Raw genomic sequence first — 21,121 nt, forward strand, 5'->3', positions numbered from 1 at the left:
TTTTATTTTATTTATGTTTTTCATTATTCATGATCTTTAGATAAATCTACTGAGACAACTTTAGATACCCCTTTTTCTTCCATTGTAACTCCATATATTATATCACTTGCTTCCATTGTACCTTTTCTATGGGTAATAACAATAAATTGAGTTCTATGGGAAAATCTTAGAAGAAATTCAGCATATCTATATACATTTGCATCATCAAGGGCTGCTTCAATCTCATCAAGTATACAGAATGGCGTAGGCTTCATCTTTAATATTGCAAAAAGAAGTGCTATTGCAGATAAAACCTTCTCTCCACCTGACATAAGATTTATATTTTGAAGTTTCTTTCCTGGCGGCTCAACATTTATATCAATATTTGCACTAAGTTCATCACCTTCGCCAAGTATAAGTTCAGCACTTCCCCCTTGAAATAAATCTTTAAAGGTCTCATTAAAATTATAATTTAATATTTTAAAATTCTCTTTGAATAGAAGTCTCATTTCAGATGTCATTTCTTCAATGACTCTTATAAGCTCTTCTTTTGCCTTTTCCAAATCTTCAGCCTGGCCTGACATAAATTCAAATTTTTCCTTAAGTTCTTCATATTCTTCAATTGCTGCAAGATTTACAACTCCAAGTTTAGTTATCTTTGTTTTTATTGATGTAATTACACTCTTAAGTTCTTCCTCATTTTCTACTGGTTCACATATATCAAGAGCTTCTGCATAAGTAAGTTCCAATTCTTCATTAAGCTTTTTATACACATGTTCTTCTTCACTTTCTTTTTTAGCCTTGATTACTTCCATTTTATTTACTTCTATTTCTTCACGGCTTATTTCATCAAGAACCCCGCTTATTAAATTGTCTTTTTCTTTAAACTCTGCCTTAAGCTTTTCCTTCAATATCTCATCATCTTTAAATTTAAACTCTAATCCATTTATTTTTGTATTATTTATCTCTATATTTTTATGTTTATCTTTAATTAGCAAGTTCAATTCTTCAATGCTGCATTCATTTTCATTATTTTCAGCCAAAAGTTTTCCCTTTTTATATGTTAATTCTGCTGATTCCTTTTCAATTCTTGAAAATTCATTTTTCTTTCCTTCAATTCCTTCATCAAGTGCAGCTTTATTTATCTTAAATTCCATAATTCTTGATTCGTCTTTATTTATTTGAGTTGTTTTAAGTTCAATCATTTGTTCAAGCTCAGCACTATAATTTTTATTTGAGGCATTTTCATTTTCAAGGCTTTCTATTTTACTTGCCTTTTCATTAAGCTTTTCATTTATCTCTTCTTTCTCTTTCACTATCTTTTCAAGCTCATTTTTAGAATTTTCAAGATTTTTTCTCAATTTATCAGTATCGCTCTGAAGTCCTTCTATTTCACTTTGTTTTCTTGTAAGATCAATATTCTTTGAATGTATTAAATCTGTATCATTAAGAATCTCTTCATCTATTTTTTTTAATTCTGCTGAAAGCTGCCTTCCTTCTTCAGCAGCCGAAGTATACATTTTTTTCTTTTCTTCTATCTTTTCAACTATTTCTTCAATTTCTCTTTTTCTACCCAGAACATTAGTACTTCTGCCTTTTATGCTTCCTCCAGTAAGAGCTCCTCCTGGATTAACAACTTCTCCTTCAACAGTAACTATTTTGTACTTATACTGGCCAGCCTTTGCTATTTTCAAAGCACAGTCCATATCTCTGCATATTATAGTTCTTCCTAAAACATAATTCATTATATTATCATATATTGAATCATATGAAATTATGTCACTTCCTATACCAATATATCCATCAATATTTGTTATATACTTATCTAAAATAAGCTTTTTCCCTTTTATTATGTTTAGAGGAAGAAAAGTAGCTCTTCCAAGATGATTTTTCTTCAAATACCTTATCAAGTTCTTTGCTACCTGTTCAGTTTCTGTAATAACATTAGATATAGCTGCTCCAAGAGCTATCTCTATAGCTGTCTCATAATCCTTTTCAACATAAAAAACTTCACCCAGAACTTTTGTGTCTTTAGCTTCTACAATATTATCATTATTTATGGATTCCATTAATGATTTGACACTTCTATTATATCCTTCATAATGCTTTTCAAGATTTTCAAGCATAGTTTTATTAGCATCCAATTTAGTAAGCTCTCTGTTTAATTCTTTTATTTCATTTTCTTTTTTGGTTATGTTTCCTTTTAATAGAGATATTTTTTTCTTGGATTCCACAATATTATTTTTGATATTATTTATTTCTTCTTTTCTCTCTTCAATATCCTTGCTTAAACCTTTATATGTAGCCATATTTATCACTATATTATTTTCCATGTATGATATTGATGAATTGAAATTTCTTTTCTTTTCTTCCCTAAGTTCTAATTCCCTGTTCAAAATATTAATTTCATTCTTAATATCAGAGTTATTCTTTAAGAAATCCAGTTCACTTTCCTGAAGCACTTTAAGTTTCTGTTTCATTTTTTCCAGTTCTTCATGATTCAGTTTGTTTTCATTCTCCAGCTTTTCAATTACTTGTTTTTTATCTTTTTGATCCTCAAACTTTCTGACAAGTTCTTCTTCAAGAATTTTTTTATTATCCAAAATTTCATTTATTCTTTCAGCAATACTTTCTATCTCATAACTGTTTCTTTTTATTCTATCTTCATAATTCCTTATTCTTTCATGATAAAGTTCAATAGATTTTCCATCTTCACTTATTACATCTTTTAATGTATAGTATTCTTCTTTTTCTTCAAGAGTCTTCTTTTCAATATCTTCAATTCTTTTTTCAAGGTTTGCAAGTATCTCCCTATCCTTTGCTATTCCATCTCTCTTTTTATTTATCTCTTCAATTCTTCTGTTAAGTTCTTCATTAAAGGATTTCAATTCCTGATCCATTATTTTAATTGTATGAACTATTAACGAAACTTCATTTTTCTTAAGATTATCTGATAATTCATTAAATTCAATAGCTTTTTCTCGTTCTAATCTTAATGGTTCTATTCTTTCTTCATATGTGGATAGTATATCATTTATTCTTACAAGATTATCATCTGTATTACTGAGTTTTTTTTCAGCTTCTTCTTTTCTATTTTTAAACTTAACAATTCCAGCTGCTTCTTCTAAAAGTGCTCTTCTGTCTTCAGGTTTTCCGCTTAAAATAGCTTCAATTTTACCTTGTCCAATTAGGGAATATCCTTCCTTCCCTATTCCTGTATCCATAAACAGATTTGTAACATCCTTCAATCTGCATTTAGTATTATTAATTAAATATTCTGATTCACCAGACCTGAATATTCTTCTTGATACAGTAACTTCATTATATTCTGTATCAAGCTGTTCATCACTATTATCAAGAGTCAGTGAAACTTGAGCAAGACCTACAGGCTTTCTAAACTGTGTACCTGCAAAAATAACGTCTTCCATCTTGCCCCCTCTTAAAACCTTTATACTCTGCTCCCCAAGAACCCATCTGACTGCATCGGATATATTGCTTTTTCCACTTCCATTTGGTCCTACAACAGCAGTAACTCCTTTTTTGAATTTTAATTCCGTCTTATCTGCAAAGGATTTAAATCCTCTTATCTCTAAAGATTTTAAAAACAATCTTTCCACTCCTCAATTTAAAATAATATAGTAGGCAGAAGTCCTACAATAAATATTATTATAATAAAAACAGCAAGAGCAATCTTCATTTTTTCTCTCGTTTTTTTCTTCAATTTCAACACTTCCAATCATAATTAGTTTATAGCAAACACTATTAAATATCAATTCATAAATTAAAAGCGAGAGTTTCCCCTCGCTAATATATTATATCTATTTTTTTATCTTTTAGATAGAGTATAATTTTTCCTCTTTCAATTGCTTTATCCTGTATAACTTTTACATCTTTACCATGTTGTTTCAGTATATTGAAATACATCTTTTTATTAGCATATAGTTTACTTATTTCTTTTGGATTAATATGAATTTCACCTTTTTCATATTTATTCATATTCTTTAATATAAGTTCAACCATAAGACTGCTTTCAACAAGTTCCCTAAAAGATGGATGAAATGGTCCTGCAACAACATCATTTTTATCATTTATAGTTTCTGTAGGTTGAAGTCCTATTCTTATTACATTCACACAATTACTTCTATACAATTTGTACATTTCTTTACTTATTTCAACAGCTTCTTCCAATGAATACGGTACATATTCACCTTTTTTATACATTATTTCCATTGCTGTTCCTTTTATTGTCAACGCAGGATACAGTCTGCATATATCCGGTTTCATCTCTATAGATTTTCTCGCTGTCTCCATATCTGTTTCAAATGTATCTCCAGGAAGTCCTGGCATTATTTGATGTCCCAACACAAATCCATAGTCTTTTATAAGCTTAGAAGCTTCATATACAGACTGTACATTATGACCTCTTCCTGCTTTCAATAACACTTCTTCATCTAAAGATTGAACTCCAAGCTCAATTATATCAGCTTTATATTCTTTTAAATATGAAAGTATATAGTCATTTATATAATCAGGTCTTGTAGACATTCTTATCTTATCAACAATTCCCTTTTCTTTAAATTCCTTTGCAACTTCAAGCAGTTCCCTCTGTTTACTTTCCTTTATTCCAGTAAACGTTCCTCCAAAAAATGATATCTCAAGGGTAGCATTTTCATGATCTATGGTTTCAAGATATTCATTAACAGTTTTTCTTACACTTTCTGCAGTAACTTCTTCATTTCCTTCAGTACAAGTTGAATCCTTTAACGGCACATTCCTTCCATTTTCCGTTATTCTTAACGAATCCTTCTTCACACCTGTTATTTTGTCCTGATTACAAAATACACAGTCATGAGGACACCCCTCATGCGGCACAAATATGGGTATTATATAATAATCTTTACTCATTTGTCTTATCCAGTTTCATCAAGGCCTGTTTTGCCGCATGTTGTTCAGCTTCTTTTTTACTATATCCGCATCCTTCACCCATAACTTTATCATCTATAACTACATTAGTAAAGAATTTACGTCTATGTGGTGGACCTTCATGCTTTGTTAGTTCATAATGAATAGAAACTTCTCCATCTTTTTGTAGAAACTCCTGAAGCTTTGTCTTGAAATCTAATATTATTTCATTATTTATAGCTTTCTTTATTGTTTCTTCAAAATGAAGAAGGATAAAGTCCCTTACAAATCCTGTACCCTTATCAAGGTACACAGCAGCTATAACAGCTTCAACAGCATCAGCCTGTATAGAAATCCTTTCTCTTCCTCCTGTCAATTCTTCACCTTTACTCATCCTTATATATTCTCCAAGATGAAGTTTTTTTGCAATTTCATAAAGAGAATTTTCACATACTATAAGACTACGTATCTTTGTCAATTCTCCTTCTGATTTATTTTTAAAATTATTAAATAAATGTTCTGTAATGCAGAGTTGAAGAACTGCATCACCCAAAAACTCAAGTCTTTCATTGTATTCTGCATCTTTAAACTGATTTGCGAACGAACTATGAGTCAATGCAGTTTTCAGCAATGCAGGATTATTAAAATAAACTCCTAAATTTTCCTCAATTTCCTTAAGCGTATACTTATTCATTTTTTCACTCCTTAGAAGTTTATTCTTCAACTTGCTAATATAGCAAATTCAAGAATAAACTAATTAATAAAGTTAAAATCCCGCATAAAACGCGGGATCATGCTATTCTTCGTGATGAGCTTTTACGTAGTTAACAACATCTCCAACAGTTTTGAATTTTTCAACATCTTCATCTGGAATTTCCATGTCTAACTCATCTTCTAATGCCATTATAAGTTCAACAATATCTAATGAATCTGCATTTAAATCATCAATAAAAGATGCATCCATTGTTACACTTGCTTCATCAATACTTAATTTATCAGCAATTATTGCTTGAATTCTTTCAAACATTTGTTTCACCTCCCAAGTTCTACATTTAGATAATATTATATAATATTTAAATCGTCAATATTGTTTTCTAATATTTAAATAATTAAATTAATTTATTTTGCCCAACTTAAATTAATTTTGCTTTGAAAATTCCTGCTTCATATTTTCAAGAACCTTATTATCATAAAATATTTTACTCTGTCTTATTGCATTTTTAAAAGCTTTTCCATCAGAACTTCCATGTGCTTTTATACAAATTCCATCTACTCCCAGAAAAGGAGCTCCTCCATATTCTTTATAATCTGTTTTTTTCATAAGATTTTTTAACACAGGCTTTAATAATAGTATACCTAATTTTGAAATAAATGAGGCCTGCATAACTTCATCTTTTATCATTCCCAATATTGTTGAAGCTGATCCTTCATACATTTTTAATGCAGTATTTCCAACAAAACCATCACTTACAAGAACATTAGTATCTCCAGTTGGTACATATCTTGGTTCAACATTACCTTTAAAATTTAATTCTGCTTCATCTTTTAATAGTTTATATGCTGATTTTGTAAGTTCATTTCCTTTTTCTTCTTCTTCACCTATATTTATAAGTCCTATACTTGGATTTTTCACATTAAAAACATGCTCATAATATATTTTTCCCATTTTAGCAAACTGTACAAGAAATGCAGGCTTACAATCTACATTTGCTCCAACATCAACAATCATAAATTGTCCTCTTCTTCCAGGCATTATAGGTGCAAGCGCTGGTCTTTCCACCCCTTTTATCCTTCCGACAATAAGTGTACATCCAGCTAAAAATGCTCCAGTACTTCCTCCAGAAATTATAGCATCACAAGTCTTATCTTTTACCAAATTCAATGCTTTTACTATACTTGAATCTTTTTTTCTTCTTACAGCCATTACAGGATGTTCATTTGTAGAAATAACTTCTTCTGCATGTATTACAGTAACTTTATCTTTAGGATAGTCATATTTAGACAACTCATTGTTTATTTTATCTTGTGGACCTGTAACGAAAAATTCTATATCACTATATTCTTTAAGTGCTGATACAATTCCTTCAATTACAGCAGCTGGCGCATTATCTCCACCCATTCCATCTATAGCTATTTTCATAATCTTTATCACCTTTCATATAAATTTATAATGTTTCATATAATAACTGGAAATATGTTATATTATACCTTATTATCGCTTATATTACATCTTCTATTTGTTTTTTATAAACATCTTTTAATAATAATATGTAATTACACTTAATAAGTAGAATAAATGTTAATTGTTTTACTGTCAAGTTGATATATTTCAATTAGCAATAGGCAATTGGCAATGAAGGATAAAATCTTCTAAAATTTTCTTTGATGTTTTTACATATATAAGATAAATTTTAATCTTGAAATATTATAATATAAATATTTTCAATACTCAATTTTGCAACAATCAATATATTCATTGTTACAAAATTAACATATTATCTTTTAATATCTTCTATAAATTCTTTATTTAAAATACCTTCTGCGATCTGCCTTATAGGTCCTGTCATCCTTACATTAAATTCATCATCTACTTCAATTATAAGCTCTCCACCTAAAAGTTTCACTGTCACTTTATTATCAACAAGATTCTTTTTTCTAAGAACACTTACAACAGCACATGATGATGTTCCAGAGGCAAGAGTAAATCCTGCTCCTCTTTCCCATATTAATACTTCTACCTTATCCCTTCCTAAAACTTTTGCAAACTGCACATTAGTTTTATTGGGAAACATCTTATAATTTTCAATATATGGTCCATATTTTTTTATTTCATTTATATCTAATTCATTTTTTACAATTACGCAATGAGGATTTCCCATTGACACACAATTTATTTCAAATTCTTTATCAAGTATGTTTATTTTCTTGCCTATTACTTCTTCTGATGTAAAATTAGTTGGAATATCAGCTGCATCAAATATAGCTTTTCCCATATCTATTGTAATCAATGAAGCCCTATCATCTTTTACTTCAATAACATCTGCATTTACTATCCCGCCTAAGGTCTCTACTGTAAATTTTCTTGTTTTTGAATATTTATAATCATAAATATATTTGCAGAAAATTCTAAGGCCATTACCACTCTTTTCTGCTTCAGAACCATCAGGATTAAAAATTCTAAGACCAAAATCAGCTTTAGATGATGGCACCTTCAACAATATTCCATCAGAACCTATTCCAAAATTTATATTACATATTTTCTCAATAGCTCTCTCATTTAATTCAAAAGTCAATTTTTCACTATTAAGCACAACATACTCATTTCCCAATCCATGACTTTTCACAAATTCATTCATTATATCCCCCCAATATTTCTATTATATTATTTGCTGTAATTTCAAATAATACATGTTCTAAATAATATTTAAATACATATATTAATTTCAATGTAATATGAAATACAGTAATAGATGTCAAATACATTTTTTAACAAATAACTATAAATTAAAATCCGGAATGGATTAATGTAATTATTAACTCATTCCGGATAATAAAATAAAAGAAAGTCAAAAGACTTTCTTTTTAGTTTTCAGAAGCTACTACTTCCTTACCTTTGTAAAAACCACAGTTCTTACATACTCTATGAGCAAGTTTCATTTCATGACATTGTGGACATTCTACGATGCCTGGTAAACTAGCTTTAAAAGTTTGAGCTCTTCTCTTCTTAGTTCTAGCACTACATTGCTTTCTAGCTGGACAACCCATTAATTACACCTCCTTATTATCAAACAAACCTCTTAAGACTTCAAAACGTACATCTACATCTTCTTTATTACAGTTACATGTTGTAACATTTAAGTTACATCCACATTTCTGACAAAGTCCCTTACAGTCGTCTTTACATACTCTCTTGATTGGTAAAGTTGAAATTATGCTTGTTTCAACTAATTCAGTGATGTCTATAACATCATTCATTACAACAACAGCTTCTTCATCTTCACTTTCGCTATTAGTTGTAAACCTTTCTTCTATATCAATATCTATTGGATAGATAAAGGTATCTAAGCATCTTGAACATAACATTTCCAAATCAGTTTTTATATTAGCAGTAACTACTAATACATCACTATCTGAAGTTATAACTCCATTAACCTTGCAAGGAGTTACAGGCTTTATTGTATCGCCTTCAAATTCAAATGAATCAATATTAAAAACTTCGTCAATTTTTTTGCTTCTGTCTTTGCCTGAAACAATATCTGAAATTTGTATCTTCATACTTACAGAGTATATTGCACAACTGACATAATGTCAATAATCCAATAATCTCCTTATCACTCCTTAGCAATTAATTTATAAATCAAACAAACTTATTATATAAAGTCATAATCGAAAAGTCAAGATATTTATTACAATTTACTATTTAATTAAATCTAAAGTTTCTTCTGCTATCATTAACTCTTCGTTTGTAGGAATTACATATAATTTAACTTTAGAATCAGGTGTAGAAATTTCCATACCATCTCCAACATTTTGGTTGTCATTCTTAACTGGATCTATCTTTATTCCTAAGAATTCCATATCTGTTAATGCTCTTATTCTTACTTCTGGTGCATGTTCTCCAATACCAGCTGTAAATACTACTGCATCTAATCCACCCATTGCTGCTGCATATGCACCAATTTGTTTTTTAATTTGATATCCATAAATATCCATAGTTAATAAAGCTCTTGCATTATTTTTTTCAGCAGCAGCTCTTATATCTCTGAAATCTGTTCCAATTCCTGATACTCCTAATACACCACTTTGTTTATTTAAAATATTATCAACTTCTTCTGGAGTATATCCTTTTTCTTTTTGTAAAAATGTAACTATTGCTGGATCTATGCTTCCACTTCTTGATCCCATTATTATACCATCAAGTGGTGTGAATCCCATTGTTGTATCTATTGATTCTCCACCATTAACAGCAGTAACACTTACACCATTTCCCAAGTGACAAGTTACTATCTTAAGGTCTTTAATGTCTTTCTTCATCCATTTGGCAACTTCACCTGCAACATATTTGTGAGAAGTTCCATGGAATCCATATCTTCTTATATGATCTTCTTCATAGAATTTATATGGTACTGGGTACATAAATGCCTTTTGTGGCATAGTTTGATGGAATGCTGTATCAAATACTACAACCATTGGTGTATTTGGCATAAGTGCTTGACAAGCCTTGATTCCAATTATATTTGCTGGATTATGTAATGGTGCAAGTTTAACTAATTCTTCAAGGTTTGCTAAAACTTCATCATTAACTATAACAGATTTAGAATATTTTTCACCACCATGGACAACTCTATGTCCTACTGCTGATATTTCATCCATTGATTTGATTACGCCTTGCTTTTCATCAACTAAAGTTTTTAAAACCAAATCAATAGCTATCTGATGATCTTTAAGATCTGTTTCAACAACATATTTTTCTCTTCCATCTACTTTTTGAGTTAATACTCCATCTATTCCTATTCTTTCAACTAATCCTTGTGCTAAAACACCATTATTAGACATATCTATAAGTTGGTATTTTAACGAAGAACTTCCGCAATTTATAACTAATATTTTCATCTTTAATAACTCCTAACATTAAAATATATTTTTTTATTTTTGTGCTTGAACAGCTGTTAAAGCAACAACATTAACTATATCTTCTGAACTGCATCCTCTTGATAAATCATTAATTGGCTTAGCAAATCCTTGACATACTGGCCCTATTGCTTCTGCATTTGCAAATCTCTGGACTAATTTATATCCTATATTTCCTGCCTGTAAATCAGGGAATACTAATACATTAGCCTTTCCAGCCACATTGCTTTCTGGCGCTTTTTGACTTGCAACTTTTGGTACTATAGCAGCATCTAATTGTAATTCACCATCTATCTCTAAATCTGGTCTTAATTCTCTTGCTTTAATTGTTGCATTTCTAACTTTATCTACAACTTCATGATCAGCACTTCCCATTGTAGAGAACGATAACATTGCAACTTTTGGATTTATTTTTGATAACAATTTAGCATTATCAGCAGTTGCTATTGCTATCGAAGCTAACATATCTTCTGTTGGCATTGGATTAACTGCACAATCCGCAAAAAATAGTAATCCATTGTCTCCATATGGTGAATTTGGAACTTCCATTATAAAAAAGCTTGAAACACATGATACTCCTGGAGCAGTTTTAATTATCTGAAGACCTGGTCTTAATAAATCTCCTGTTGTGTGAACAGCTCCTGATACCATACCATCAGCATCATCTAATTTTACCATCATTGTAGCAAAATATAATGGGTCTCTGACTATTTTTTCAGCCTTTTCCATTGTTACCCCTTTTGCTTTTCTTAATTCATAAAATGCATTTATATATTTTTGCAAGTCTTCCGATTCATTTGGATTTATTATTTCAACTTGTGATAAATCTACATCTAATTCTTTTGCCTTTGTAAGGATTTCTTCTTTATCTCCTATAAGTATTGGATACGCTAATCCTAAATTACAAATTTTTTGAGCAGCAGCAATAGTTCTTTCTTCATTTCCTTCTGGAAGAACTATTTTCTTTTTATTTGATTTAGCAGCTTCCCATATTTTTTTCATAAGTTCCATAGACATGTTCTCCTTTCAACTTCTAGTTCCCTATAATTAATATACTCCTATAACCCTTGATATTTCAACTACTAAAATAGAATTCGATAGATTGAAAATAATCTAAATTGTCAGACAATTAAACTATAAAATACCTATACTCTAAAAGTATATTTTTTAACAATCAAATTTTGTATTAAAAAATTTAGACTTTAGACTATAGTAATATATTTTTTATTCATATTTATTGATGATAAGATAACTATTAATTATAATTTTCTATATGTGTTTTATTTATATTATTATAGCTAACAATATACAACTGACAATGAATTATGAAATTTTTGCAAATCTTTTTATAATTTCTCAACATACTATATTCAATAAAAACGCATAATAATCAAATCATCTTTTATTTAATAAATTCAAAATAACAATAAACTGGAGGCGATTTTTATAATTACTGGTATAATAACAGAATACAATCCATTTCATAAGGGTCATAAATATCATTTGGAAAACGCACTAAAAGATACACATGCATCCCACATAGTTTGTGTAATGAGTGGAAATTTTATGCAAAGAGGCATTCCTGCAATAGTTGATAAATGGAAAAGAACCGAAATGGCATTAAAAAATGGAGTTGATCTTGTTTTAGAACTTCCTTTAGTATATTCTATATCTTCTGCTGAACATTTTGCATTTGGAAGCGTTTCTCTTCTTAATTCTTTAGGAGTGATTGATAATCTTTATTTTGGCAGTGAGGAAGGACATATTAAACCATTAAAAAAAATTGCAGATATTTTATATGAAGAACCTTATGATTTTAAGAAAATTTTAAAAAAGTATATGGACTGTGGTCTTCCTTTTCATATGAGCAGATTAAATGCAATGAGAGAATATCTAGACTCTGATAATATTGACAGTATTTTATCAAATTCAAACAATATACTTGGAATTGAATATTTAAAAGCCCTCAATGTCTTAAAAAGTTCAATCTGCCCTTATACACTAAAACGTGAAGGTGCAAATTATAACGATAATAATATTGACAAACACTTTTCCTCTGCTACATCAATCAGAAATCATTTAAAAACAGGTTCACTTCATGAGCTTATAGACATTGTTCCTGAAAATACATTTAAAATTTTAAACAGTTTAAGTACAGATGGATATCCATTTGTATTTGAAGATGACATGTTTAAATATATAAAATATAAACTTCTCACACAGGAAAATAACCTAAAAAACATTCCTGACGCCTCTGAAGGTTTAGACAATAAAATTTATAATGAAATACTGATGTCTGATTCTCTTGAAGAATTAATATTAAAAGTAAAAAGCAAACGCTATACTTATACGAGAATAAACAGAATCCTTGTTCAATATTTTTTAGGTCTTGAAAAATATAATCTATTAAAACTTGCAAAACAACCTGTTCCATATGCTAGAATTCTTGGCTTTAATCAAAAAGGTCGAGATATATTGAAAATGATAAAAAAAAATTGCAGTATAGACATTATTACAAAAGTCCCAAAAAACAGTCTTTCAGAACATTTACAGCTTGATATTATGGGAACCAAAGCATATTCTATTTTAAATAATTCAGTAAATCCTATGGATGATTATCTCAAAGGACCTATAATAATAAAATAATATTTCATACATTATTGCATATAATGTATAAGAACCTGATATTACATAATTATTAAATATCAGGTTTTTTATAATAAAACTTATTAAATTCTAACTATTAATCGTTTCTTATGAAATTTTAATTTCAAATTATAAATATGTTTTTAGTATATTGAATTGAATCTGAGTGGGAGTGATTAAATGTTTTTTATTATATTGTGGTCTATACTTATTTTTCTTGCCTTATTATTAAAAAAGCAGCTCAACTTAAAATTAAACTCTTTCATCTGTATAATGATGACAATTTTTATAGTACTATTTGCTGCAAATATAAATTCTTGTATAAATGCAGCTCTTGAAGGATGCAAATTATGGTATAAAGCAATATTGCCTACTACTTTTCCTTTTTTAATAATCTGTAATATGCTTATATATTATGATGGTATACAATTATATTCCCGCTTCTTAGGACCATTAATATGTAAACCTCTTTCTCTTTCAAAAGTATGCTCTTTTCCTATTGCTGCAAGCATATTATGTGGTTATCCAATCGGTGCAAAATATTGTGCAGATATTTACAATATGGGCTATATAGAAAAGGAAGAATATGTACGTCTTCTTAATATTGCTTCAAATGTAAGCCCTCTTTTTCTTATAGGTTCTGTTGCTTCTGCTCTTTTAAATAATTCAGCTGTTGGATATATACTTCTTGCTGCCAGCTATATATCATGTATATTTATTGGTATATTAACGCAAAAAAAAGAAACTATCAAAAATTCAAGTTCCTCAAAAAATATATATCATCAATCTAAATCCAATATGGGTATCGCATTGAAAAATTCTGTAGAAAATTCAATAACTACAGTCTTAAACATTGGTGGATTTATAATAATTTTTTCAGTTATAATATCTTTAATAAAAACTAATCCATATTTTACAGTACTAATACAAAATATTGAACATTTTTTTAACATTCCATCCAATGCTTTATATTCTGTAATATTAGGGTCTGTTGAAATAACAAATGGATGCAATATGTTATCTTCAATTTCCATTCCATTAAATTTAAAATTGAGTCTCATAAGCTTTTTATGCTCTTTTTCTGGACTTGCTATAATAGCTCAAGTTCTATCATTTATAGGAAATACAGATATAAAAATCAGCAGATATATATCATTTAAATTTATACAAGGATTTTTCAGTTTCATCATAACATATTTTCTTATGATTTTTATTCCTTCTTCAGTATACACATCAAGCATTACAGCTCATTCGAAAATACCAATAGCACCATTGTTTTTTCCAATAACTGCAACGCTTGTATTATATATCTGTTTTAAAGTACTAGACAACACATTAATATCCCAAAAAATATAGACTATTTTTTCATACTTCTCAATTCTTTTATATTTTCTTTTATAACTGCACCAGCGCCGCTTAATGTTTTATCAATTTCATTTGCAGCTCTTTCAAAATTAGTTTGGAGTCCTTCTATAAGTTTCATTTTCTGTTCTTCAATTTCTTTATCTAACTGGCTTAAAATTTCATCTGAATAATCTCTTGAGCCAAGTCTAATAGCCTTAGCATCTCTCTGTGCTGAGGCTATTATTTCTTCTGCCCTTACTTTTGCTTCCTTTACTATATTATGGTTTTCTATATTTTTTCTCATCATAGTTGCAGTTTCTTTTTTAACCGAATCATATTCCTTTTTTGCCTCATTTAAAATTCTCTCTTTTTCGTTCATTATCCATTCGGCTTTCTTTAATTGATCTGGAAGATAATTTACTATCTGATCTACAACCTCAAGAATTTCTCTTTTATCCAACATTACTTTTCCACTCATAGGCACTTTTGGTGCATTATCAACTACATCCTGTAAATATTCTAAGAGTTCAATAATATTTACATCTACTTTATCCATAAAAAACACTCCTTAGCCTTTTATTCTTGCCAATATATCAGAAACAATTTCTTTTGGAACAAGTCCTTCAATATTTCCTCCAAATTTAGCAATCTGCTTTACACATGAAGAACTTATATGCACATTATCAGGAGAACTCATCATACATATTGTTTCCACATTTGAGTCTAATTCTTTATTTATATATGCCATTTGAAGTTCATATTCGAAATCAGTTGAATTTCTTAATCCTTTCAATATAACATTTGCATTATACTTTTTCAACAGTTCTACTAAAAGTCCATTAAAGCACACAACTTCAACATTCTCTATATCTTTTGTCACTCTTTTTATAAATTCAACTCTTTCATCTATTTCAAATAAATGCTTTTTGTCAACATTAATCAATACACCTACAATTATTTTATCAAAAATCTTTGTTCCTCTTTTTATAATTTCAATATGACCATTAGTTATAGGATCAAAGCTTCCTGGATAAACTGCTACACTCATCTTAATTCTCCTCATATTTATAGTAACATACTGTTGTATTTCCATATTTTTTGCTCTTTAAAATTCTTATATCTTCATATCCTTCATAAATTTCCTCTATGGAATCTATCTTTGTTACTATTATTCCATCTTTATTTAACAATCCATTTTCCTTAACAATCTTCATTGCTTCAGGAATCATTTCTCTGCAATATGGTGGATCAATAAAGATTATATCAAATTTTTTACCTTTATCTGCAAGCTTTTTTAATCCAAGATATGCATCTGTTTTTATAGGAAAGCAAAAATCCTCAAATTTTAAATTTTTAACATTTTCTTTTAATAATGGAAAAGTTGTTTCACTTTTATCAAATAAATAAACTTCTTTTGCTCCTCTGCTTGCTGCTTCTAATCCCAGACTTCCTGTTCCTGCAAATACATCAACAACTATCCCTTCTGGTATATATAATTGAATAGAACTGAACATCGCTTCTTTTACTCTATCCAAAGTTGGTCTTGTTTCCATTGTTGCTGGAGATATTAATTTATGTCCTCTAGCTTTTCCTGCTATTATTCTCAAGTATATTTCCTCCTTAAGGTATATATTAATTATATTAACATATTTGTATTAATAAATTCAATTTAATTGAAACAAATATATTTGCTGCTTCTTTCAAGATTTTTACTTATCTCAGTTACAAGTTCTCTATTTATAGGCGAATCATCTTTAAGTATTTCTGCTGCTTCTTGTTTTGCACACCTCAAAATATTTATATCATTATATAAATCAGCAAGTGCAAATCCAGCATCACCACTTTGTTTCTTTCCAAACATTTCTCCTGCTCCCCTTAATTTTAGGTCCTGTTCAGATATTAAAAAACCATCACTTGATTCTGTCATTATCATCATTCTCTTTTTTGTTATATTACTCTTTGCTTTTGCTATCAATATGCAGAAAGATTCATACTGTCCTCTTCCAACTCTTCCTCTAAGTTGATGAAGCTGAGCTAATCCAAATCTTTCAGCATTTTCAATTATCATTACTGATGCATTTGGAACATTTACCCCAACTTCAATTACTGTTGTAGAAATTAACACATCACTTTCATGATTTTTAAACCTCTTTATGATTTCATCTTTTTCAGTTCCTTTCATCTTTCCATGAAGAATCTCTACCCGTAAATTTCTGAAAACAGAATTAACGAGTTTATTATACAGTGTTTCAACAGAATTAAGCTGTTCCTTCTCATCTTCTTCTATAAGAGGGCATACAATATAAACCTGTCTTCCTTTTTCTATCTCATTGCAGGCAAGTTCATATGCTATACCTCTTTGTGAATCATCATAGTACCTCGTATCTATTTTCTTTCTTCCTGGTGGAAGTTCATCTATTATAGAAACATCAAGATCTGAATATAGATAGAGTGCAAGGGTTCTAGGTATAGGTGTTGCTGTCATTACAATACAATCTGCCTTTTTGCCTTTATTCATAAGTCTGCTTCTCTGTTCAACTCCAAATCTATGCTGCTCATCTGTTATTATAAGTCCAAGTTTTCCAAATTCAACATCTTCTTGAAAAAGTGCATGTGTGCCTATTACTAATATAGGCTCATCGCTTTTTATTCTCTCTTTTATTCTTTTCTTTTCTTTTGCAGTTGTTCCTCCAGTAAGAAGTTCAATTTCAATATTAAAATTTTCAAATATTTTTCTCGCTTCTTCATAATGCTGAGATGCAAGTATTTCAGTAGGTGCCATAAGCACACTCTGATAGCCATTTTTTATCACATTAAATATAGCAATAAGAGCCACAATAGTCTTACCGCTTCCAACATCCCCTTGAATAAGCCTGTTCATGGGCGCGATAGATTTCTGATCTCTCAATATATCTCTCACCACCCTTGTTTGAGCATTTGTAAGTGGAAATGGAAGGCTTTCTTTAAGCTTTTTCAATTCATCTGCCCACTGAAATAAAATTCCATTTGTACTTTTCTTTAATTGGTACTTTAAAAGAAGCAGTTTTAAAGAATATGTAAATAATTCTTGAAATTTAAGTCTTGTTTTTGCTTTTTCCAGCATAATTTTATTTTCTGGGAAATGTATACTTCTTATTGCATCATCTAAAGATATAAGTTCATATTTATCTAGTATAGATTGAGGCATATTTTCTTTTATATTCATATTTAACAATATATTATTTATCAATTTTTCAAATAATTTATTGCTTACATCTCCCTTGAGAGGATATTTAGGAATTATTTCGCTTGAAACAGCTTCTCCACAAGCTATTACAGGTCCGACAACTTCAAGCATCTTTCCAACCCTTTTAAATTTCCCCATAAGATTATAAGTACTTCCTTGTTTAAAATTATTTTTTACATAAGGCTGATTAAACCACTTTGCACATACTTTATATTCACCATATTGAAAATCTATAGAAGTCAATATTTTCCCATTTCTTGTTCTTATGTCTCTTTTAAAGGATTTTACTTCACATAACAAAATTAATTTTTCTTCACCAGTTATAGTCTGAAATTCTACATTTCCATCTACAAATTCATAATCTCTAGGGAAATATAACAGTATATCAAGAATATTAAAAATTCCACATCTGTTTAATTTTTCTGCAGACTTAGGTCCTACTCCTTTAAGGGTGGATATATTACTGTATATATCCATAAGTCAGCCTCCCTTCAAATTTTTTAATAAAATTTATTTAAAATGAATTTACAATTATTCATATAACCATTTTTTATTGTCTTTACTGTTAACTATAAATTTATTTTTTTACTATGTTTTAAATAATAAAAATGAAAGGCAACATAACTAATTTTAATCTTTCATATACTATTATGCAATAAAAATTCTTTTTTAATTTTTATACTATGTGATCAAAAATTAATATAAACAATTTAATTTACTGTAAAATAAAAAAGAAGCACCATTACAGTGCTCCTTTTCTATTTTACTCAACTGATAACAAGAAATAATATAAAGGCTGATTTCCTTTATAAACCTGTATATCAAAATCATCATATTTTTCTTCTAATTTATTTTGAAATTCTTCAGCTTCTTTATCAGTAACTTCATTACCATAATAAACAGTTATAAGTTCACTATCTTCATCAACCATGTCTTCTAATACTTTCATGGCAACTTCAATATTACTCTCTCCAACTTCTTTAATCTTTCCTTCAACCAATCCAAGCATATTGCCTTCCTTGATTTCAATTCCATCTATTTCTGTATCTCTTACTGCATAAGTAACAGATCCTGTTTTAACTGTTTCTATTGCAGATTTAAGTTCACTAAAGTTTTCTTCTACATCGCTGTCTGGATTAAACATAGTTACACATGTTATTCCTTGAGGAATGCTTGTTGTAGGTATTACACGTATATCTTTATCGCTTATTTCAGCGACTTGATTTGCAGCCATTATTATATTCTTATTGTTTGGTAGAATAAAAATATGCTCTGCGTTTATTTTGCTTATAGCATCAAGCATATCTTGAGTAGATGGATTCATTGTCTGACCACCTTCAATAACATAATCAACACCTAAGTCTTTAAATATGTTTGAAATTCCATCCCCCATAGCTACAGTTATAAAGCCATAAGTTTTTTCTTCTTCTGAAGGCAATACTTCTTCTTGGCTTTCTGCTTTTTCATAATCTTTAGATTCCATCAATAATTCTCTATGTTCTTCTCTCATATTGTCAATCTTAATCTTTGACAATTCACCAATTTTTACAGCATGTGATAATACTTTACCTGGATCATTAGTATGGATATGAACCTTTATAACATCATCATATCCTACAACTATCATACAGTCTCCAAGAGGTGCAATAGTGTCTTGAAATTCCTTTGCATGACTTGCATCCCCAAGAATTATGAATTCTGTACAATATCCAAATTTTATGTCAACTTCTTCAGTAGACTGAGCCCCTGTCTTTCCGCCTTCTTTTACTGCAATATCTTTTATTTCTGCTTTTATGTCATCCTTCAGAGCTTCATACATTCCTTGTAGTATTATATAAAGTCCCATTCCACCCGAATCAACAACTTTTGCTTTCTTAAGTGCTGGTAAAAGTTCAGGTGTTTTGTCAAGCATTATTTTAGCTGCTTTTGTAACTTCCTCCATAAAATCAGCTATATCTTTAGCTTCACTTTCTACTGCTGCTTCAGATGCTGCTCGTATAACTGAAAGTATAGTACCTTCTGTTGGTCTCATAACGGCCTTGTACGCTGATTTAGATCCTTCAAAAAAAGCCACTGCAAATTCAGAACTGTCTACTTCCACTTTACCTTCTAATCCCTTAGATATACCTCTAAGAATTTGAGATAATATAACTCCTGAATTACCTCTTGCTCCCATTAAAGCACCTTTTGCCAGCTTTTTAGAAATTTCTCCAATTGAATCTGTGTTTATATTTTCAATTTCTTTTACTGCTGCTTTAAATGTCATAGACATATTAGTACCAGTATCACCATCTGGAACTGGAAACACATTAAGTGCATTTACGAAATCACTTTCCTCAAGTAATCTATTGCTGGCATTGACAACCATGTTATAAAAATCATGGCCATTAATTTTTTCATATTTCATTTTAGTTTAACCTCCTAGACTCTAACCGCTTGCACATTCACTGTTATTGATGAAACTTTAAGTCCAGTATAGTTCTCAACGCTATAGCGAACCTTTTGTATAATATTATTTGATATTACAGAAATCTTTGTTCCGTATTCTACCATAATAAATAATTCTATTTGTAATTTATCATCATCAGTCAGAACTAATTTTACGCCTTTGCTTAAATTTTCTTTTCCCATTAATTCCCAAAGACCTTCTGTAGGATTTTTCGAAACCATTCCAACTACTCCATAACATTCCATTGTTGATAATCCAACAATTTTTGCTAAAACTTCTTCAGAATAAGTTATATTACCATTTTCATTGCAAATTCCAACCATAATATATTCCTCCTATTTTATATCCTATTCTCTATTCTATATTAGAACATCATTTAATTCAAGTTTTTTGAAACCTTATAAATTATCATTAATATAATTAAATTTTCTATTTAAAATTATTATAGTCTTCACTATAAAATTTATTCTTTGTTTCTGTTTAAAATTATTATTTTGCAAACTCAAATCAACATATAATGTATGCTGCACTATTATAAATTTGTTTTTGATATTTATATTAATGCAAAAATTCCTCAATCATAGATTTTGTTTAAACTTAATTTATATCTTTGTTTTTATACTTAAACAAATTTCTGTAAATATAATTACTATAAAATAAAAAAATTGCTTGCACAATATAATATATCATGTTATAATCTTTACTGTCCTATTGAAGAAGATTATCTTTGTAATATAAGGAGGTGTTTTCTAATGGCAAGAAGATGCGAAGTTTGTGATAAGGGTGTTGTAGCAGGTGTACAATACAGCCATTCACATCGTCAATCAAAGAGAACTTGGGCTCCTAACATAAAGAAAGTAAAAGCTTTAGTTAACGGAACACCAAAAACTGTTCATGTATGTACAAGATGCCTTAGATCTGGAAAGGTTCAAAGAGCAATATAG

General features: G+C 29.3%; 20 protein-coding genes. 3 read left to right on the top strand and 17 right to left on the bottom strand.

What is annotated here, in order from left to right:
- Nucleotides 1-23: 23 nt before the first annotated feature.
- From smc to pta, 11 genes are all read right to left on the bottom strand, one after another.
- Nucleotides 24-3,587, bottom strand: coding sequence for a chromosome segregation protein SMC (gene smc, locus Q0F58_RS01570; RefSeq protein WP_294371578.1), 3,564 nt, complete (start codon nucleotides 3,585-3,587; stop codon nucleotides 24-26).
- A 17-nt stretch (nucleotides 3,588-3,604) separates the two neighbouring features.
- Nucleotides 3,605-3,700 carry a DUF4044 domain-containing protein gene (locus Q0F58_RS01575; RefSeq protein ID WP_294371580.1) on the bottom strand — a complete coding sequence of 32 codons (96 nt, stop codon included), beginning with the start codon at nucleotides 3,698-3,700 and terminating at the stop codon, nucleotides 3,605-3,607.
- Nucleotides 3,701-3,783: 83 nt separating this feature from the next.
- A complete protein-coding gene (locus Q0F58_RS01580) occupies nucleotides 3,784-4,884 on the bottom strand; it encodes an elongator complex protein 3 (RefSeq protein ID WP_294371583.1) in 1,101 nt (366 codons plus the stop codon).
- Nucleotides 4,877-5,575 carry a ribonuclease III gene (gene rnc / locus Q0F58_RS01585; RefSeq protein ID WP_294371586.1) on the bottom strand — a complete coding sequence of 233 codons (699 nt, stop codon included), beginning with the start codon at nucleotides 5,573-5,575 and terminating at the stop codon, nucleotides 4,877-4,879. Before rnc ends, Q0F58_RS01580 begins: the two co-directional genes overlap by 8 nt.
- A gap of 102 nt (nucleotides 5,576-5,677) precedes the next feature.
- Nucleotides 5,678-5,908, bottom strand: coding sequence for an acyl carrier protein (acpP, locus tag Q0F58_RS01590; protein WP_294371591.1), 231 nt, complete (start codon nucleotides 5,906-5,908; stop codon nucleotides 5,678-5,680).
- Nucleotides 5,909-6,019: 111 nt separating this feature from the next.
- Entirely contained in the window at nucleotides 6,020-7,021 is a 1,002-nt protein-coding gene (gene plsX, locus Q0F58_RS01595; protein ID WP_294371593.1) for a phosphate acyltransferase PlsX, read from the bottom strand.
- A 355-nt stretch (nucleotides 7,022-7,376) separates the two neighbouring features.
- Nucleotides 7,377-8,237 carry a diaminopimelate epimerase gene (gene dapF / locus Q0F58_RS01600; RefSeq protein WP_294371597.1) on the bottom strand — a complete coding sequence of 287 codons (861 nt, stop codon included), beginning with the start codon at nucleotides 8,235-8,237 and terminating at the stop codon, nucleotides 7,377-7,379.
- 226 nt (nucleotides 8,238-8,463) lie between these two features.
- Nucleotides 8,464-8,646, bottom strand: coding sequence for a 50S ribosomal protein L32 (gene rpmF, locus Q0F58_RS01605; protein WP_002579601.1), 183 nt, complete (start codon nucleotides 8,644-8,646; stop codon nucleotides 8,464-8,466).
- A gap of 3 nt (nucleotides 8,647-8,649) precedes the next feature.
- Nucleotides 8,650-9,156 carry a DUF177 domain-containing protein gene (locus Q0F58_RS01610; protein WP_294371600.1) on the bottom strand — a complete coding sequence of 169 codons (507 nt, stop codon included), beginning with the start codon at nucleotides 9,154-9,156 and terminating at the stop codon, nucleotides 8,650-8,652.
- Nucleotides 9,157-9,297: 141 nt separating this feature from the next.
- On the bottom strand, nucleotides 9,298-10,494 hold the full coding sequence (locus tag Q0F58_RS01615; protein ID WP_294371603.1) for an acetate kinase: 1,197 nt from the start codon (nucleotides 10,492-10,494) through the stop codon (nucleotides 9,298-9,300).
- 33 nt (nucleotides 10,495-10,527) lie between these two features.
- On the bottom strand, nucleotides 10,528-11,523 hold the full coding sequence (pta, locus tag Q0F58_RS01620; RefSeq protein WP_294371606.1) for a phosphate acetyltransferase: 996 nt from the start codon (nucleotides 11,521-11,523) through the stop codon (nucleotides 10,528-10,530).
- A 435-nt stretch (nucleotides 11,524-11,958) separates the two neighbouring features.
- Here pta and Q0F58_RS01625 point away from each other — a divergent pair, with 435 nt between their 5' ends.
- Nucleotides 11,959-13,158 carry a nucleotidyltransferase gene (locus Q0F58_RS01625; protein WP_294371657.1) on the top strand — a complete coding sequence of 400 codons (1,200 nt, stop codon included), beginning with the start codon at nucleotides 11,959-11,961 and terminating at the stop codon, nucleotides 13,156-13,158.
- Nucleotides 13,159-13,338: 180 nt separating this feature from the next.
- On the top strand, nucleotides 13,339-14,514 hold the full coding sequence (gene ylbJ / locus Q0F58_RS01630; RefSeq protein WP_294371611.1) for a sporulation integral membrane protein YlbJ: 1,176 nt from the start codon (nucleotides 13,339-13,341) through the stop codon (nucleotides 14,512-14,514).
- A 1-nt stretch (nucleotide 14,515) separates the two neighbouring features.
- Here the strand turns inward: ylbJ and Q0F58_RS01635 are convergent, their stop codons facing one another.
- From Q0F58_RS01635 to Q0F58_RS01660, 6 genes are all read right to left on the bottom strand, one after another.
- Entirely contained in the window at nucleotides 14,516-15,058 is a 543-nt protein-coding gene (locus tag Q0F58_RS01635; protein WP_294371614.1) for an ATPase, read from the bottom strand.
- Between the two features lie 12 nt (nucleotides 15,059-15,070).
- Nucleotides 15,071-15,550, bottom strand: coding sequence for a pantetheine-phosphate adenylyltransferase (gene coaD, locus Q0F58_RS01640; RefSeq protein ID WP_294371620.1), 480 nt, complete (start codon nucleotides 15,548-15,550; stop codon nucleotides 15,071-15,073).
- A 1-nt stretch (nucleotide 15,551) separates the two neighbouring features.
- Nucleotides 15,552-16,109: a 16S rRNA (guanine(966)-N(2))-methyltransferase RsmD gene (gene rsmD / locus Q0F58_RS01645; RefSeq protein WP_294371625.1), complete on the bottom strand. Its 558-nt coding sequence runs from the start codon at nucleotides 16,107-16,109 to the stop codon at nucleotides 15,552-15,554.
- Between the two features lie 62 nt (nucleotides 16,110-16,171).
- On the bottom strand, nucleotides 16,172-18,205 hold the full coding sequence (gene recG, locus Q0F58_RS01650) for an ATP-dependent DNA helicase RecG (RefSeq protein WP_294371627.1): 2,034 nt from the start codon (nucleotides 18,203-18,205) through the stop codon (nucleotides 16,172-16,174).
- 286 nt (nucleotides 18,206-18,491) lie between these two features.
- The gene (locus tag Q0F58_RS01655; protein ID WP_294371639.1) at nucleotides 18,492-20,135 is read right to left on the bottom strand and encodes a DAK2 domain-containing protein; all 1,644 of its coding nucleotides are present in this window, start codon (nucleotides 20,133-20,135) and stop codon (nucleotides 18,492-18,494) included.
- Between the two features lie 14 nt (nucleotides 20,136-20,149).
- Nucleotides 20,150-20,500 carry an Asp23/Gls24 family envelope stress response protein gene (locus tag Q0F58_RS01660; protein ID WP_294371642.1) on the bottom strand — a complete coding sequence of 117 codons (351 nt, stop codon included), beginning with the start codon at nucleotides 20,498-20,500 and terminating at the stop codon, nucleotides 20,150-20,152.
- Between the two features lie 429 nt (nucleotides 20,501-20,929).
- Here Q0F58_RS01660 and rpmB point away from each other — a divergent pair, with 429 nt between their 5' ends.
- Complete coding sequence (rpmB, locus tag Q0F58_RS01665) at nucleotides 20,930-21,121, top strand: 50S ribosomal protein L28 (RefSeq protein WP_294371645.1); 192 nt, start codon at nucleotides 20,930-20,932, stop codon at nucleotides 21,119-21,121.

This window comes from uncultured Clostridium sp., from assembly GCF_934754915.1.
Classification (GTDB): domain Bacteria; phylum Bacillota; class Clostridia; order Clostridiales; family Clostridiaceae; genus Clostridium.